The organism is Enterocloster sp. 210928-DFI.2.20 (assembly GCF_020554465.1).
GTDB classification, from domain to species: domain Bacteria; phylum Bacillota; class Clostridia; order Lachnospirales; family Lachnospiraceae; genus Enterocloster; species Enterocloster bolteae.
The window spans coordinates 159,122-174,830 of sequence record NZ_JAJCHK010000009.1 but is presented as its reverse complement, the minus strand read 5'-3'; the positions used below and the strand labels follow the sequence as shown (position 1 = coordinate 174,830).

The 15,709-nt window shown below is 47.9% G+C and carries 11 protein-coding genes and 1 riboswitch; of the genes, 8 read left to right on the top strand and 3 right to left on the bottom strand.

Annotated features, from left to right (window positions below):
• The 7 genes from LI015_RS10915 to adhE all read left to right on the top strand — a co-directional run.
• Positions 1-322, top strand: a 322-nt coding sequence (locus LI015_RS10915) for a hypothetical protein (RefSeq protein ID WP_227124969.1), incomplete at its 5' end; no start/stop codon positions are given.
• A 213-nt stretch (positions 323-535) separates the two neighbouring features.
• Entirely contained in the window at positions 536-3,016 is a 2,481-nt protein-coding gene (locus LI015_RS10910) for a hypothetical protein (protein WP_227124967.1), read from the top strand.
• A gap of 163 nt (positions 3,017-3,179) precedes the next feature.
• Positions 3,180-4,472 (top strand): UDP-N-acetylglucosamine 1-carboxyvinyltransferase, encoded by a 1,293-nt coding sequence (locus tag LI015_RS10905; protein WP_002569289.1) that lies wholly within the window; start codon positions 3,180-3,182, stop codon positions 4,470-4,472.
• A gap of 107 nt (positions 4,473-4,579) precedes the next feature.
• Positions 4,580-5,608, top strand: coding sequence for a transglutaminase domain-containing protein (locus LI015_RS10900; RefSeq protein WP_227124965.1), 1,029 nt, complete (start codon positions 4,580-4,582; stop codon positions 5,606-5,608).
• 186 nt (positions 5,609-5,794) lie between these two features.
• Positions 5,795-7,639: a 5'-nucleotidase C-terminal domain-containing protein gene (locus tag LI015_RS10895; protein WP_227124963.1), complete on the top strand. Its 1,845-nt coding sequence runs from the start codon at positions 5,795-5,797 to the stop codon at positions 7,637-7,639.
• Between the two features lie 95 nt (positions 7,640-7,734).
• A riboswitch (SAM riboswitch) is annotated at positions 7,735-7,881 on the top strand.
• Positions 7,882-7,996: 115 nt separating this feature from the next.
• Entirely contained in the window at positions 7,997-9,184 is a 1,188-nt protein-coding gene (gene metK / locus LI015_RS10890; RefSeq protein ID WP_002569286.1) for a methionine adenosyltransferase, read from the top strand.
• 351 nt (positions 9,185-9,535) lie between these two features.
• Positions 9,536-12,148 (top strand): bifunctional acetaldehyde-CoA/alcohol dehydrogenase, encoded by a 2,613-nt coding sequence (adhE, locus tag LI015_RS10885; protein WP_227124960.1) that lies wholly within the window; start codon positions 9,536-9,538, stop codon positions 12,146-12,148.
• An 89-nt stretch (positions 12,149-12,237) separates the two neighbouring features.
• Here adhE and LI015_RS10880 read toward each other — a convergent pair whose 3' ends face one another.
• Complete coding sequence (locus tag LI015_RS10880) at positions 12,238-12,498, bottom strand: helix-turn-helix domain-containing protein (RefSeq protein WP_002569284.1); 261 nt, start codon at positions 12,496-12,498, stop codon at positions 12,238-12,240.
• Between the two features lie 134 nt (positions 12,499-12,632).
• Here LI015_RS10880 and LI015_RS10875 point away from each other — a divergent pair, with 134 nt between their 5' ends.
• Positions 12,633-12,893: a hypothetical protein gene (locus LI015_RS10875; protein ID WP_002569283.1), complete on the top strand. Its 261-nt coding sequence runs from the start codon at positions 12,633-12,635 to the stop codon at positions 12,891-12,893.
• A gap of 225 nt (positions 12,894-13,118) precedes the next feature.
• Here LI015_RS10875 and LI015_RS10870 read toward each other — a convergent pair whose 3' ends face one another.
• Together LI015_RS10870 and LI015_RS10865 are read right to left on the bottom strand one after the other, a co-directional pair.
• A complete protein-coding gene (locus tag LI015_RS10870; RefSeq protein ID WP_021893382.1) occupies positions 13,119-14,108 on the bottom strand; it encodes a WYL domain-containing protein in 990 nt (329 codons plus the stop codon).
• A gap of 6 nt (positions 14,109-14,114) precedes the next feature.
• Positions 14,115-15,416: a WYL domain-containing protein gene (locus LI015_RS10865; RefSeq protein WP_227124958.1), complete on the bottom strand. Its 1,302-nt coding sequence runs from the start codon at positions 15,414-15,416 to the stop codon at positions 14,115-14,117.
• Positions 15,417-15,709: the final 293 nt, after the last annotated feature.

Here is a 15,709-nt window from a genome sequence, read left to right as displayed (position 1 = left end):
CACCCAGGCCAACGCCGCCTCCGCCCAGACCGCCGCAGCCGCCGAGGCCAACGCCGCCTCCGCCGAGACCGCCACAGCCACCCAGGCCAACGCCGCCTCCGCCCAGACCGCCGCAGCCGCCGAGGCCAACGCCGCCTCCGCCGAGACCGCCACAGCCACCCAGGCCAACGCCGCCTCCGCCCAGACCGCCGCAGCCGCCGAGGCCAACGCCTCCGCCCCCGCCGAGACCGCCGAGGCCACAGCCACCCAGGCCAACACCTCCCCCTCCGAGACCGCCAATGCCGCCCAGACCAATGCCGCCCAGACCGGTTCCGCCACCTAAACCCGGAAACAGGCCATCCTGGCTTAGAGACATGGTCAAGGTACTTCTGCTGAATGAAATGTTCCACAGAAGGTGTGCCAGAGGTCTGTGCGCCTTATAGGAGCAGCAAAGATATTATTAATAAAATTCCGAAAAGATTAAGTTGTAGTTTTACTGGATATTATATAAAATAGAAATGATACAGAGCAACCAGTATAAAGGATAAAATCACATATGAAAAAAATATTGCAAAAAGCAGGGATTTTGTTCCTGATATTTATAGGAGCGCTGGTAGTTTATTTTATCAGTGCCAGAAACACGATGGAAAAAGAATCAGCTGTATATACATCTATGGAAGAACCGTCTTTGCCAGTGGTTTATACCCAGCTGGGCGGTCAGGAAATCAATTGCCTGCATGGATACATGCAGGATATGGGGAATCAGGCAGCCAGGGAGAGTATCTCTGTGCTGCCTGAAGACCGTGGGCTGAATATCCGGATTGAAGAGTATGGAAATACCATTACAGGCATCAGTTATGAAGTGAGAAATCTTACTCTGGACAGGCTGGTGGAGAGGACAGAAGTGGAAGACTGGGTAAGCGGGGACGGAAGCGTCAGCGCGGTGCTCCCGATTCAAAACCTGCTGGCCAGAAATGAGACATATCTCCTTTCAATTACCGTGTCCACAGGAGAAAAGGAGCTGCATTATTACACCAGAATCATGTGGCCGGATAACGCTTATGCGTCAGATATGGTCAGACTGGCCCAGGAGTTTACCAGGAAGAGTCTGGACTATAATCAGGCAAGAGATTTGGTATCCTATCTGGAAACCAATGACACAGAGGATAACAGCTCACTGGGGCATGTTACCATCAGGGCCAGCTTCAGCCATTTAACATGGGACGGCCTGGATGTGGAGATGGTGGGAGAGCCTCTGATGACTCTCCAGGAGTTTGACGGCATTATGGGACAAATCCAGATTCGGTATCAGGTAGCCATTAATGAGGAAGACGGAACACGTTCCATGGTTGACGCAGAAGACAATTTTACCATGAAATGGAATGAGCAGAGAATCTACCTGATGAATTACGAACGCAATGCCAATGAAGTGTTTGACGGAGGTCACCAGTCTTTTTCAGGTAAAAAGATTCTTCTTGGAATTACAAATGACAACAAAGTAAGAACCATGAAGAGTCCAAAATCCAAGTATGTGGCATTTAAAACAGGAGGAGATCTGTGGTGCTATGACTATGATGATAAGCAGGCGGTGTGCGCATTTTCGTTCAGAAGCAATTCGGACGACGGTGTGAGAAGCAATTATGACAGGCACGACATAAAGATATTGTCCATGCAGGATGACGGCTCTATGGATTTTCTGGTGTATGGATATATGAACCGGGGGAAGTACGAAGGACGGATGGGAGTGGTATATTACCACTATAATAAGGAACAGGATACGGTACAGGAAAAGTTCTTCCTGCCTGCATCTGAATCCTATGATATGGTGAAAGCAGACATTGATAAACTGTCCTATCTCAGCGAGAATGACATGATGTATATTATGCTTCAGGGTACTGTGTACGGTATCGATCTCAAGAGCAATGAATCCCTGGTAGTGGCCCAGGGGCTGACAGAGGGAAGCTATGCTGTCAGCGGCGATGCCAGCCGGTTTGCATGGCAGGAAGGCCAGAACCTCTATGAATCCGAAAAGGTCCATGTTATGGACTTTAATACTTCCCAGAAACAGGAAATCGTAGGGGAGGTAAATGATTATGTCAGAGTATTGGGATTTGTTGGAAATGATTTGATATATGGACTGAGCAGTTCCAAGGATAAGTGGATTGTCAATGGCCGCATGAAGGGTATGCCTATGTATGCAATGTACATTGTCGATACGCAGATGCAGGTGGAGAGTGAATACAGAAAGGACGGCATTTATATAACGGATGTAGTTGCACAGGATGGACGGATTCATCTGAAACGGCTTGTGCCATTGGGTGAGAACCAATATCTGTATCAGAATGAGGATACCATTGTATGCAACCAGAGGGTTGAGAAGGACCCATTGGAGGGAATCGGCTGGTTTGCCTCCCAGGATAAGGGAAAGGTTTATTTTGTACAGGCAGATTCGGAAATACACGGAAATGAGGTCCGTACATCTGCGCCAAAGGCATTTTCTTATGAATATACAAGTGTTCTGGATACAGGAAGCAGTGCTTCCGCATCATCTGATAACAGCATGATATTCAGGGCATACGGAGGCGGACATTATTTAGGTTCATCCAGAACCTTCAGCCAGGCAGTGGAGATGGCCTATGGGCAGATGGGGTATGTGACGGACAGCAGCCAGCATATTGTGTGGGACAGAATCAACAGGCAGCCCATACGCAATATCAAATCCCCGGTGGATGAGGCCAGGAAGGTGACAAAATATCTGGATTCATTTGACGGAAGCCGCGTTTATGAGGATGGACTTATTCTCATTGACGCAGGAGGATGCAGCCTGAGCCAGATACTGTACTATATTGACAAGGGTATTCCTGTGATTGCCTATGTGGAATCAGGCCAGTACGTGCTTTTATCCGGCTACGACCAGTACAATGTGACGCTCTATGACCCTCAGACCCAGGAGACACAGAAGATGGGGCTGAATGATGCCACAGAGTATTTCAAGAACCTGCAGAATGATTTCCTGTGTGCTTTGGCAGTGGAGTAGACAGTGTACTTTAGGGTGTGCATTTTCGTTTTACTTTACAAATCTGATTCTTATGGTATAATCTAAGAAGATGTAAATAAATTATGAACAAATTTTTAAAGATTTCTTTAGGAGTATTTTCCTTATATATTGGATTTGTTTAAATAAAAATCAGAGGTGTGGAATGGAACAATATATTATCAAAGGCGGGAATCCACTGGTGGGAGATGTGACCATAAGCGGAGCCAAGAATGCCGCACTGGGAATACTGGCTGCTTCTATCATGACTGACGATGATGTGGTGATTGATAATCTGCCGGATGTAAGGGATATCAATGTACTGTTAGAGGCGATTCAGGAAATCGGTGCAAGGGTTGACCGGATTGACCGACACACTGTAAAGATAAATGGAAGCAATATAAGCGAGGTATCTGTGGATGATGAGTATATCCGCCGGATACGTGCTTCTTACTATTTCATAGGAGCTCTTTTGGGCAAATATAAAAGCGCGCAGGTTCCCCTTCCCGGGGGATGTAATATCGGCAGCAGGCCCATTGACCAGCATATCAAGGGATTCAGGGCACTGGGGGCTGAGGTGACCATTGAGCGCGGGGCTGTCATTGCCCATGCCATCGACCTGGTGGCAAGCCACATTTACCTGGATGTGGTGTCAGTGGGAGCTACTATTAATATCATGATGGCCGCGGCCCTGGCAGAGGGACAGACCATCCTGGAGAATGCTGCCAAGGAACCCCATATTGTTGATGTTGCCAACTTCTTAAACAGCATGGGCGCCAATATAAAGGGAGCCGGTACGGATACAATTCGTATCAGGGGAGTGAACCGTCTTCACGGCACTGAGTATTCCATTATACCGGATCAGATTGAGGCAGGCACATTTATGTGCGCTGCAGCTGCCACCAGAGGCGATATCATGGTTAAGAACGTGATTCCCAAGCATCTGGAAGCCATTTCGGCCAAGTTGACGGAGATAGGCTGTGAGGTGATTGAATTTGATGACGCTGTACGCGTGGTGGGAAAACCTGCCCAGAGGCATACGGATATAAAGACCCTTCCCTATCCCGGCTTTCCTACGGACATGCAGCCTCAGATGTCGGTTGCCCTGGTCCTGGCCAACGGCACCAGTATGGTGACAGAGAGTATTTTTGAGAACAGATTCAAATATGTGGACGAGCTGGCCCGCATGGGCAGCAATATAAAGGTAGAGGGCAATGTGGCTGTCATAGACGGCGTAAAAGGCCTGACAGGAGCCCAGGTCAATGCACCGGACCTGAGGGCGGGAGCAGCCCTTGTGATTGCGGGATTGGCCGCTGACGGGTATACGGTGGTGGATGAAATCGGTTATATCCAGCGCGGATATGAGTGTTTTGAGGAAAAGCTTCAGGGATTGGGAGCTATGATTGAAAAAGTAGATTCCGACCGGGAAGTACAAAAGTTTAAATTAAGGGTTGGTTGATAACAGGAGAGAATACAAGGCAGGAGGATGTACCGGAAGGTGCATGGTTCCTGCCTTTTCTTTCAGAGGCAGGACAAACAGACTTAAGAAGGATATGTGGAACGAATATGAAACAAGAATTTTATTACCAGCAAATGAATAAAGCTCAGCAGAACGCCTATAGGGCCATGTTGGATGGATTTGAGTCACTGTCGCCGGAATTTCCGGTTCTGCGCTTGGATGGTAAGGAGCTGTCAGATATTTTTTTCCGGCTCCGCCTGGACCATCCGGCCATATTTTATGTGGAGGGCTTTCACTACAGGTTTGCCCAGAATTCAGAGTATGTACAGATGATTCCGGAATATATGTTTGAGAAGAAGAAAATAAAAGAGATGAAAACAGCCCTGGAGTCCAGGATAAGCCGGCTGGTCCGTCAGGCAGAGGGAATGGCGCCGGAGGAAAAGGAAAAGTACGTGCATGACTTCATCTGCTCCAATGTGACCTATGACAAGCTGAAAAAACAGTATTCCCATGAAATCATAGGGCCTCTCCAGCAGGGGATCGGCGTCTGCGAAGGCATTGCCAAGACCGTGAAAATACTGTGCGACAGGATGGGGCTGGAGTGCCTGATAGCCATAAGTGAATCAGCTCCTGACAGGGGAATCCGGTACCGTCACGCATGGAATCTGGTAAAATTGAAGAATACATGGTACCATCTGGATGCGACCTTTGATAATTCCCTGGGACGGTATGGACAAAAGCGGTTTGATTATTTTAATCTGGACGACAAGATGATATTTAAGGACCATCAGCCCCTGGTGTATAAGGTGCCTGCGTGCACAGACGGGGGAAGGTTTTATTATAAAGAAAACAGGCTGTCCCTGACCAAGCTGGAGGACGTGGCGGGACGTTTTAAGGCTGTGCTGAGGAAGAAACAGCCCTATTATGTATTCCACTGGCGGGGAGGATATCTGACCAGGGATGTGCTGGAGCAGATTGTGGGCATTGCATCTGAGGCAGCCAGGGAAAAAGGAAAATATGTCAGGATGTCCGTGAACTATTCCCAGGCCGTAATGGAGCTGGCTGTGACGGATTATCAGTCCGGGCAGGAGATATGCAGGGAAGAGGCGAATGAGGGCGAGCTGGCCAGTGAATAACCGAAATGCCGGAGGCAGAAATCAGGCGGCGGACTAGGATACGCAAAAAATGGGGAAAGAATCCACAGGCAGGATGATTTCCCCATTTTCTTATTAGAACCGTTATCAGCGTTTTTTACTTATCCGCTTAAATATGATATGATGGTGGCAGGAACCTTTGAAAAAAACATAATAAGGAGGAAAATCATGAAAAACAAGAGCTTCAAATGGCTGCGCAGCCTGTTTCTTGCAATTGTCCTGACCACTGTAACGGTGATGGGCCTGCCGCTCACAGGCGGTCCGGTCACGGCACTGGCAGCGGACAAGGATATCGTGGTTCTGTACACCAATGATGTCCACTGCGGAGTGGATGACAACATCGGCTATGCAGGTCTGGCATTGTATAAGAAGGAGATGCAGCAGCAGACGCCGTATGTAACCCTGGTGGATACAGGGGACGCCATTCAGGGAGCGCCCATTGGCACGCTTTCAGACGGCGGGTATCTTATTGATATCATGAACTATGTGGGATATGATTTTGCAGTTCCTGGAAACCATGAGTTTGACTATGGCATGTCCAGATTTCTGGAGCTGGCCGGGAAATTAAATTGTGGGTATTATTCCTGCAATTTTATAGACAGTGCCACAGGCGCGCCTGTTTTTGCGCCTTATAAGATGTTTACATATGGGGCTACTCAGGTGGCTTTTGTAGGCGTTACCACGCCTGAAAGCTTTACAAAATCCACACCGGCATATTTCCAGGACAGCCAGGGCAATTATATTTATTCCTTCTGTGAGGACGAGAGCGGCCAAAAGCTGTACGATCAGGTGCAGGCCAGCGTGGATGCAGCCAGGACAGCGGGAGCTGATTATGTGATTCTGGCGGGACACCTCGGGGAAAACGGCATTACCCAGAAATGGTCCTCCGCCAGTGTGATTGCCAATACCACGGGAATTGACGCGTGTATTGACGGTCATTCCCATGAGACGGTCCCGTCGGAGAACGTAAAGAATAAAAACGGACAGAATGTGGTTCTGACCCAGACGGGGACCAAGCTGAATCATATCGGAAAGCTGACCATATCTGCCGATGGATCCATACGCACAGAGCTGGTATCAGAGGTGCCTGCTGCGGACCTGGACAGGGAGTATACGGTACAGGAACATGATTCCTTAAGCAGGATTGCGAAGAGGGAATTGGGCAGCTATAACCGCTGGATCGATATTTACAACAGCAATCTGGATAAGATAAAGAATGCGGACGTGATTCCTGTGGGTCTTAATATTGTGATTCCCGGCAAAAGCTATATTAATCCTGACGGAAAGGCCGCAGACTATGGGACCTATCAGTTTATCCAGTCTATCGAGAACCAGTACAATGAGACATTAAAGACAGTTCTGGGTACCACGCCATATGAGCTGACAGTCAATGATCCTGCCACGGGGAATCGTATTATCAGAAACGCTGAGACGAATCTGGGAGATTTGACGGCAGATGCTTACCGTGCGGAGCTGGGTGCTGATATCGGGCTCAGCAATGGAGGCGGAATCCGAAGCGTTATTAAGCCGGGAAACATTACCTATAACGACACCCTGGCCGTGTTCCCTTATGGGAATATGGGATGTGTCATAGAGGCCACGGGACAGCAGATTAAGGATGCGCTGGAGATGGCGTCCAGGAATTGTCCTGAGGAGAGCGGCGGTTTCCTTCAGGTTTCCGGTTTGACCTACACCATCGACACATCTGTTAAGTCCGGCGTTCAGACGGATGACAAGGGGAATTTCACCGGTGTGTCCGGTGCTTACAGGGTAATGGACATTAAAGTGGGAGGAGAACCCATTGACCTTAACAAGACGTATACCGTAGCGTCCCATAATTATATGCTGAAACAGGGAGGTGACGGCATGACCATGTTTAAAGGATGTAATGTAATCCGGGATGAGGTTATGGTGGATGTGGATATATTGTCTTCCTATATCCGAAGAATGGGAGGTTCCGTGACATCTGAGTATGCAAATCCAGGGGGACAGGGAAGGATTTCCATAAGGTAAGACAGGAAATGATGGATTTTAGTATTGACATATATATATAATTGCTATAAGATATGGAAGGTAACACATTTTACAATTAAAGAGTTCGTAAATATCCCTTATTCAGAGTGATGGAGGTACAAAGGACCTGTGAAGTCACGGCAACCCCGGTTGAGTATATCAGCAAGATATGCGAAAGGGCCGGAAGGTGCCAGCCTGAGCGAGGAGTATGCTATGGAGCATACTTGGTCGAGCAATAAGAGGATTTGAAGATTTAATGATATTTTCAAGTCCGCAATTGCTGCGGACTTTGTTTTTTGTAAATGGTTGATGTTACAGCTGCTATTAATCATTTATCTGAAAGAAGGAGAGATTAAAATGGAGAGAAGACTTTTTACATCTGAGTCCGTAACAGAAGGGCATCCGGACAAAATGTGCGATGCCATATCCGACGCAATCCTGGATGCTCTGATGGAGCAGGATCCAATGAGCCGCGTGGCATGTGAGACAGCCACCACAACAGGACTAGTTCTGGTTATGGGAGAGATAACCACCAACGCTTATGTGGACATCCAGAAGCTGGTGCGCGAGACGGTGCGTGAGATTGGCTATGACCGTGCCAAATACGGCTTTGACTGCGATACCTGCGGTGTTATCACAGCCATTGACGAGCAGTCCCAGGATATTGCGCTGGGAGTGAATAAGGCGTTAGAGGCAAAGGAAAACAAGATGTCCGACCAGGAACTGGATGCTATCGGAGCAGGGGATCAGGGCATGATGTTCGGTTTTGCCACCAATGAGACAGAAGAATTTATGCCGTATCCCATTTCCCTGGCCCACAAGCTGGCTAAGCGTCTTACAGAAGTCCGCAAGAACGGTACGCTTAAGTACCTGCGTCCAGATGGCAAGAGCCAGGTAACTGTGGAGTATGATGAAAATGACAAGCCGGTCCGCCTGGATGCTGTGGTATTGTCAACACAGCATGATGAGAGCGTGACCCAGGAACAGATTCATGCGGATGTGAAAAAATACATCTTTGACGAGATACTTCCTCAGCATATGATTGATGGGAACACAAAGTTTTTCATCAACCCTACAGGACGTTTTGTTATCGGCGGACCTCAGGGAGACAGCGGTCTGACAGGACGTAAAATAATCGTTGATACCTACGGCGGTTATGCGCGCCACGGCGGCGGCGCATTCTCCGGAAAGGACTGCACCAAGGTAGACAGATCTGCTGCATATGCTGCCCGCTATGTTGCTAAGAACATCGTGGCGGCCGGTCTGGCTGACAAGTGCGAGATTCAGCTGTCCTATGCCATTGGTGTTGCTCACCCTACCTCCATCATGGTGGATACCTACGGAACTGGTAAATTGAGCAATGAGAAGCTGGTGGACATTATCCGTTCCAATTTTGATCTCCGTCCGGCCGGAATCATTAAGATGCTGGACCTGCGCCGCCCGATTTATAAGCAGACAGCTGCTTATGGTCACTTTGGCCGCAATGATTTGGACCTGCCTTGGGAGAGACTGGATAAGGTTGAATTGTTAAAAAGTTATCTATAGGAAGGCGCTTAAGATTTGACTGAACCCCCTATTTTAATAAGTAATTAAAGGATTTCGGTTGAGTCAATGATTAGAGCTTCGGAATATGTTTGATTTTTAGTTACAGCTATCTTCTATGGCAATAGGGGATAGCTGTTTTCTTGTCTGAGGATTGCCCTGGTTTCCCCCCTAAAAAAAATTATAAAATCTTTCATTTACATATTGACATTTTTTTAACGAAGGTTTATAATGCAAACAGTGAGATTGTTAATTAATTATCAATAGCAATTGAGTAACAATTTAAAATGACTTGACAGGCAGGTACAGCCTAAATGTACTGATTCAAACACAAGGAAAATGGAGGATAAGGAAATGGCAAAGAAAATCGAGCAGGTTGTTCCGGAAATCATTGACAGCGTAGACGGACTGAATGCAAAAATGAATGCAATGCGCGAAGCGCAGAAAGCTTTTTCTACCTTTACACAGGAGCAGGTAGACAAAATCTTTTTTGCAGCAGCAAGCGCAGCCGACAAGATGCGTCTTCCACTTGCAAAGATGGCAGTAGAAGAGACCGGCATGGGCGTGGTTGAAGATAAGGTCATCAAAAACAACTACGCTGCAGAGTATATCTATAACGCATACAAGGATACCAAGACAGTTGGTGTGATTGAGGAAGATAAGGAATACGGCATTAAGAAAATTGCCGAGCCAATCGGTCTGATTGCAGCTGTTATTCCTACCACTAATCCTACTTCCACAGCTATCTTTAAGACACTGATTGCCTTAAAGACACGGAACGCAATCATCATTTCCCCACATCCCCGTGCTAAGAACTGTACTATCGCAGCGGCCAAGGTGGTTCTGGACGCGGCAGTGAAGGCCGGCGCACCGGAGGGCATTATCGGATGGATTGATGTTCCTTCACTGGAACTGACCAATGAGGTTATGAGGGATGCGGATCTGATTCTGGCAACAGGCGGTCCCGGCATGGTTAAGGCTGCTTATTCTTCAGGAAAGCCTGCTCTGGGCGTTGGCGCCGGCAATACACCGGTTATCATCGACGACACAGCAGATATTAAGATGGCGGTTAACTCCATCATTCATTCCAAGACATTTGACAACGGTATGATTTGTGCTTCCGAGCAGTCCGTGACAGTCATGGAATCCATTTACAGCGAAGTAAGAAAAGAATTTGAATACAGAGGCTGCTATTTCTTAAAGTCGGGCGAGATTGATAAGGTGCGCAAGACCATCATTGTTAACGGCGCCCTGAACGCCAAGATTGTGGGACAGAAGGCAGCAACCATTGCCAAGCTGGCAGGCGTTGAGGTTCCGGAGGATACCAAGATTCTGATTGGCGAAGTTGAGTCTGTGGATATCAGCGAAGAGTTTGCCCATGAGAAACTGTCTCCTGTACTGGCTATGTACAAGGCTAAGACGTTTGACGAGGCTCTGGATAAGGCAGAGCGTCTGGTGGCAGACGGAGGCTACGGCCATACCTCATCCCTGTATGTGAATGTAAATGAAGAAGAGAAGATTTTAAAGCATGCAGCAAGAATGAAGACCTGCCGTATCGTAATCAACACTCCTTCTTCCCACGGCGGTATCGGTGACCTGTATAACTTCAAGTTAGCTCCGTCCTTAACACTGGGCTGCGGTTCCTGGGGCGGCAACTCCGTATCTGAGAATGTTGGAGTTAAGCACTTACTGAATATTAAGACCGTTGCTGAAAGGAGAGAGAACATGCTGTGGTTCCGTGCACCTGAGAAGGTTTACTTTAAGAAAGGCTGTCTGCCTGTAGCATTACAAGAGCTGAAGGATGTTTTAGGCAAGAAGAGGGCGTTCATCGTAACAGACTCCTTCCTGTATAAGAACGGATACACCCATGCCATCACAGACCGTCTCAATGAAATGGGAATCACATATACCGTATTCTCCGATGTACAGCCTGACCCAACACTGGCTAATGCACAGGCCGGCGCCAAGCTGATGAGAGAATTTGAGCCGGATGTAATCCTGGCCATGGGCGGCGGTTCTGCTATGGACGCAGGTAAGATTATGTGGGTGCTGTATGAGCATCCGGAAGTGGATTTCATGGATATGGCTATGCGTTTCATTGATATCAGGAAACGTGTATATACCTTCCCGAAGATGGGTGAGAAAGCATATTTCATTGCTGTTCCTACTTCTTCCGGTACAGGTTCCGAGGTTACTCCTTTCGCCGTTATCACAGACCAGGAGACTGGTATCAAGTATCCTCTGGCAGATTACGCGCTGCTGCCTAATATGGCAATTGTTGATACTGACAATATGATGAGCCAGCCAAGAGGACTGACCAGCGCATCCGGCGTTGACGTACTGACCCATGCACTGGAGGCATATGCATCCGTCATGGCAACCGACTATACAGACGGCCTTGCGCTTAAGGCCATGAAGAACGTATTTGATTACCTTCCAACCGCTTACAATGAGCCTACAAATGTTGAGGCACGTCAGAAGATGGCGGATGCTTCCTGTATGGCTGGTATGGCGTTTGCCAATGCATTCCTGGGCGTATGCCACTCCATGGCTCATAAGCTGGGCGCATTCCATCACCTGCCACACGGTGTTGCCAATGCTCTGCTGATTTCCCTGGTGGTTGATTTTAACGCAGCTGAGAATCCACGTAAGATGGGTACTTTCTCCCAGTATCAATATCCACATACCCGTGAAAGGTATGCGGAGTGCGCAAGGTTCTGCGGAATCCAGGCCAAGGATGATGCTGAGGCAGTTCAGAAGCTGATTGTTAAGATTGAGGAGCTTAAGAGGACTGTTGGTATCAAGTCCTGCATCAAGGATTACGGCGTTGATGAAAAAGACTTCTTAGACAGGCTGGATGATATGGTAGAGCAGGCATTTGATGACCAGTGTACCGGCGCTAACCCAAGATATCCGCTTATGAGTGAGATTAAAGAAATGTATTTAAAAGCATACTACGGTAAATAATTCGTACCCATTGCGGGTAAATACCTTTATCCTTTGTGTTTGGAACAGGCCGTCTGTCGTTTGACAGGCGGCCTGTTCATATTGTTTAGTTATTGTTTATCCCTGTGGTTCAGCATGATACCATCAAAAAAAGATTCATAATTGATGTTAAATATTTCCTTCATGGCTGCCAGCTCGGAGATTCGTATATTATATGTGCCGCTTTCTATCTGGGAATATATGCTGCGTGAAATATTAATCCCCATCAGCTGCATCTTTGCAGTGACCTGATCCTGGGTGAGATGTGACTGCATGCGGTATTTTCGGATGTTTGGCCCTATCCTTAAATCCTGCTTTAATTTTTGATCCATGGCTTCCTCCGGAATATGCAAGAAATAGGTTGCATTTCCTTGATTTTACGACAAATGTCATATATAATTGCAATGTATAGATTGCACAGGAGAAATTGGAAATATACATGCAGAAAGAAGAATAGGAGTTTTATATGATGCCAGATAAATCCCAGGGGGGGCTGTTGGCCAGATTGCAGGATCTCTCCGGCTGTCAGTACCTTTCGGACCTCCACAGTCCGTTTTATATAGAGGATATTATATATGCCGTGCGCACGGTAAGCATGTCATCCTATTCCATGAGCGAGTGGGAGGAGGCTTTCCGGTATATTACTGGCGTCAGGACGGAATTTAAGAGTAAGGAAGAGCTTGTTAAGAATCTGATTCTCAGATTAGAGGAAAATAAGGAACTATAGATAAATAAAGATGCTGTATGGCTGGCTGTCCGGATGTATTATAGTATATCCGGACAGCCAGCCATACAGCATCTTTTTCATTTATCCTGTTTTTTTCCTGTTTTTATGCGGAGCGTATTTTTGTGCGGAGCGTATTTTTGTGCGGAGCGCAGTCCTGTCCTGTGCTGGGCAGGGGGCGCTGGGGCAGGAAGCGCTGCTGTGGTTTCTGCAGTCACCCGGCATACCCTATGTAATCTCGCTGTAAAACAGCTCATGCTGCCTTTTTACCCGTTTGCGGATCTGCCGTACAAAGGACGAAGGGCCAAGTACCCGGACCACAGGGCCAAAGGACAGAATATCTATGAGAAGTTCTGTCTCATCTGCCAAATCATAGTGGATGGAACAGATCCAGCATTTCATTTCCGCGTCATATTCCGTATGCTTTTCATAGTTGGCAAAATGCAGCATGCACCGTTCCAGGGAGTTGCGTTCCCCGCTGATTTTAAGAACCACTGGTTCCGAGGCCTTTTGGATGGGTTCAAAACAGCGGGATTCAAGGTCTGGTGGGCATGACTTTGAGGTTACGTGGCAGTCCTTTATGCGTGCCAGATTAAGTATGGTGCTGCGGCTGAACGTATTCCGGTGGAGCTGGAGACAGCAGAGCCGGAACTTGTCATCCTTGGAGGAATACTGAAGCTGGTAAGGCGCGGTCTCAAAGGAGTGGACACGGCCGTGTTTTCCCTCATAGGCAACCAGAAGAACGCGTTCCTCCCGAATTGCTTTAAGTATAGCCTGAAAATGCTTCCTGTAGGAGGGGGAATCATAGGAATCCCCATCCCTGTAGCGGTCATAGTAGTAAAAGTCGTCCTCATGGTAAAGGGAGGGCAGACCGTCCCATTCCCCGGCCAGAAGTTCTAACTGCCTGTCTGTGAAAAACAGTTGGAAACGGGGGTCCTGTATCAGGGATTTCAGCCATGCTTTCTGGAGGTTCGTGAGAGGGAGCGCAGGAACAGCATGGCCCAGACGGGACGTAAAGGTATGTTTGTCCTGTTCTTCCAGAAGGGCCCATGTGCTGTCCGTCAGTTTGGGGATGATGGACAGGGCGCTTTCCTGGAAACCGTAAGCGCGGCATATATCCTCCATATCCTGCCTGGTTATGGGGCTGTGACCTGCTTCATCCAGTATGTGGCGGACCACATTGTAATAACAGCTGTATATTTTGTGAAATAATTCCATGGCATCCTACTCCTCATTCCTGCAGTACATCTCATACATCTTCTCCCAATCCCGGGTTACCTTGGCTATAGAAAAAATATTTGTGCCCTGTATGTCCATGATACGGCCTGTAAAGGTTTTGACCCAGGACAGCATTTCATTGGTATCGAAAAATGTACCTGTGTAGAGAAACTGGTTCTCACGTATCTTCATAATTTCCCCGCCCCTTCCTTCACGGTAAAGACGGTTCAGAATGTAGGGTTCCTTTTCCTCGTCTATATAGAGCTTGATGCAGACCTCCTCCATACGGCTTGTACCGCTTCCAAAGGACACGCCCCAGCATTTCTCCTTATTCTTTTCCAAATCACGGAGTACTTCCTCATAAAATGCACATGGCTCCAGAAGGGTCACCCGGGTAATGGAGTCCAGGCGGGAGTTGCTGAAGCGGCGGCGCTCCGGCAGATACAGGCACAGATACCTGCGCCCGGTCTGGGTGCTGACAAATATCTTCAGGGGCACTCCTGACAGGGTGGAAACCTGTCCGCTGCGGCTGCTTTTGTTCTCAAACCGAATCATGCGTTTCTCACGGACAGCGGTCAGTATGTCGGCCAGTATGCCGTCCTCCAGTGTATGTACGATAAAATGGTGCTTGAACTGGAACAGGTCATTACATTCATCCTGACGGTCCAGGATGGTGCTGCCTATGCAGCCAAAGGGGGCGGCTTCCTGGAAGTATTTCACGGCTGTCATGAGGCACTGCCACAGGTTCTGTTCCCCTTCCTCAGTCCCATCCGGTTCCATGTCACCGGAATTTACACACTGCGGTTCTGTTTCCATGGGCATGAGAGGAGCAAGCGCGTAGGACAGGGTCTTGCCGTCCTTATGGGATACCAGTATACCGAGGGTTTCGTATTCCTTCAGCTTCAGTCGCACGGTCTGGGTGTCGAAAACTACCCCGTAGTTGTGGGATATAAGGTCGGTCACTGTGTTGGATGACATGCCCTCCGGACAGTCCCATAAAAGGTCCAGGATGAAGAAATGGAGCATCAGGTCGTTGTCTGTAAAGCTTTTGGACTTCCAGGCAGCGTACAGGGGATTCTGGGGAATGGTCTTGCTGTCCACATTGATGTAGACATGCTTTCCCTTGGAGGTGTAATTGGACTTTGTATACCGGGAGAGCCAGCTCTCAATACGCCGGCGCTCATTGTCGTAGGTTCTGGCGCTCTTTTCGCTGAAATCATTTCTTACCTTAAACCCATATACGTAAAACTGGCGCATATAGTCCCGGATGCGGTCAAAGTTCTTGATTAGTTCCTGGAATTCAGCCATATATGTCCCCTCCTGTCCGTGGATTTCCGACTGTTTTATCTATCATTTTAATGTAATGTTCTATTTTGTCAAGCTGACACACCTGTTCTTACAGCATACGTTCAATTTAAACGTTAGTATAGATATTATAGTAAATAATGGAAGTTCGCAACTTTTTTTAAATGATAACCATGTTAAAATTGAGTATTATAAGCATGTAGTTAAGATACATACGCAAATATATGAACGGTAAGACAGATTACCACGGCGCCGGCAGGGCGGGATTCATCCCAATCATCCATTGACGGCGTACA

Excerpts from the sequence above, each read along its gene's own strand:
- LI015_RS10910 (WP_227124967.1), top strand. The coding sequence starts at position 536 with ATGAAAAAAATATTGCAAAAAGCAGGGATTTTGTTCCTGATATTTATA.
- LI015_RS10905 (WP_002569289.1), top strand. The coding sequence starts at position 3,180 with ATGGAACAATATATTATCAAAGGCGGGAATCCACTGGTGGGAGATGTG.
- LI015_RS10900 (WP_227124965.1), top strand. The coding sequence starts at position 4,580 with ATGAAACAAGAATTTTATTACCAGCAAATGAATAAAGCTCAGCAGAAC.
- LI015_RS10895 (WP_227124963.1), top strand. The coding sequence starts at position 5,795 with ATGAAAAACAAGAGCTTCAAATGGCTGCGCAGCCTGTTTCTTGCAATT.
- metK (WP_002569286.1), top strand. The coding sequence starts at position 7,997 with ATGGAGAGAAGACTTTTTACATCTGAGTCCGTAACAGAAGGGCATCCG.
- adhE (WP_227124960.1), top strand. The coding sequence starts at position 9,536 with ATGGCAAAGAAAATCGAGCAGGTTGTTCCGGAAATCATTGACAGCGTA.
- LI015_RS10880 (WP_002569284.1), bottom strand. The coding sequence starts at position 12,498 with ATGGATCAAAAATTAAAGCAGGATTTAAGGATAGGGCCAAACATCCGA.
- LI015_RS10875 (WP_002569283.1), top strand. The coding sequence starts at position 12,633 with ATGATGCCAGATAAATCCCAGGGGGGGCTGTTGGCCAGATTGCAGGAT.
- LI015_RS10870 (WP_021893382.1), bottom strand. The coding sequence starts at position 14,108 with ATGGAATTATTTCACAAAATATACAGCTGTTATTACAATGTGGTCCGC.
- LI015_RS10865 (WP_227124958.1), bottom strand. The coding sequence starts at position 15,416 with ATGGCTGAATTCCAGGAACTAATCAAGAACTTTGACCGCATCCGGGAC.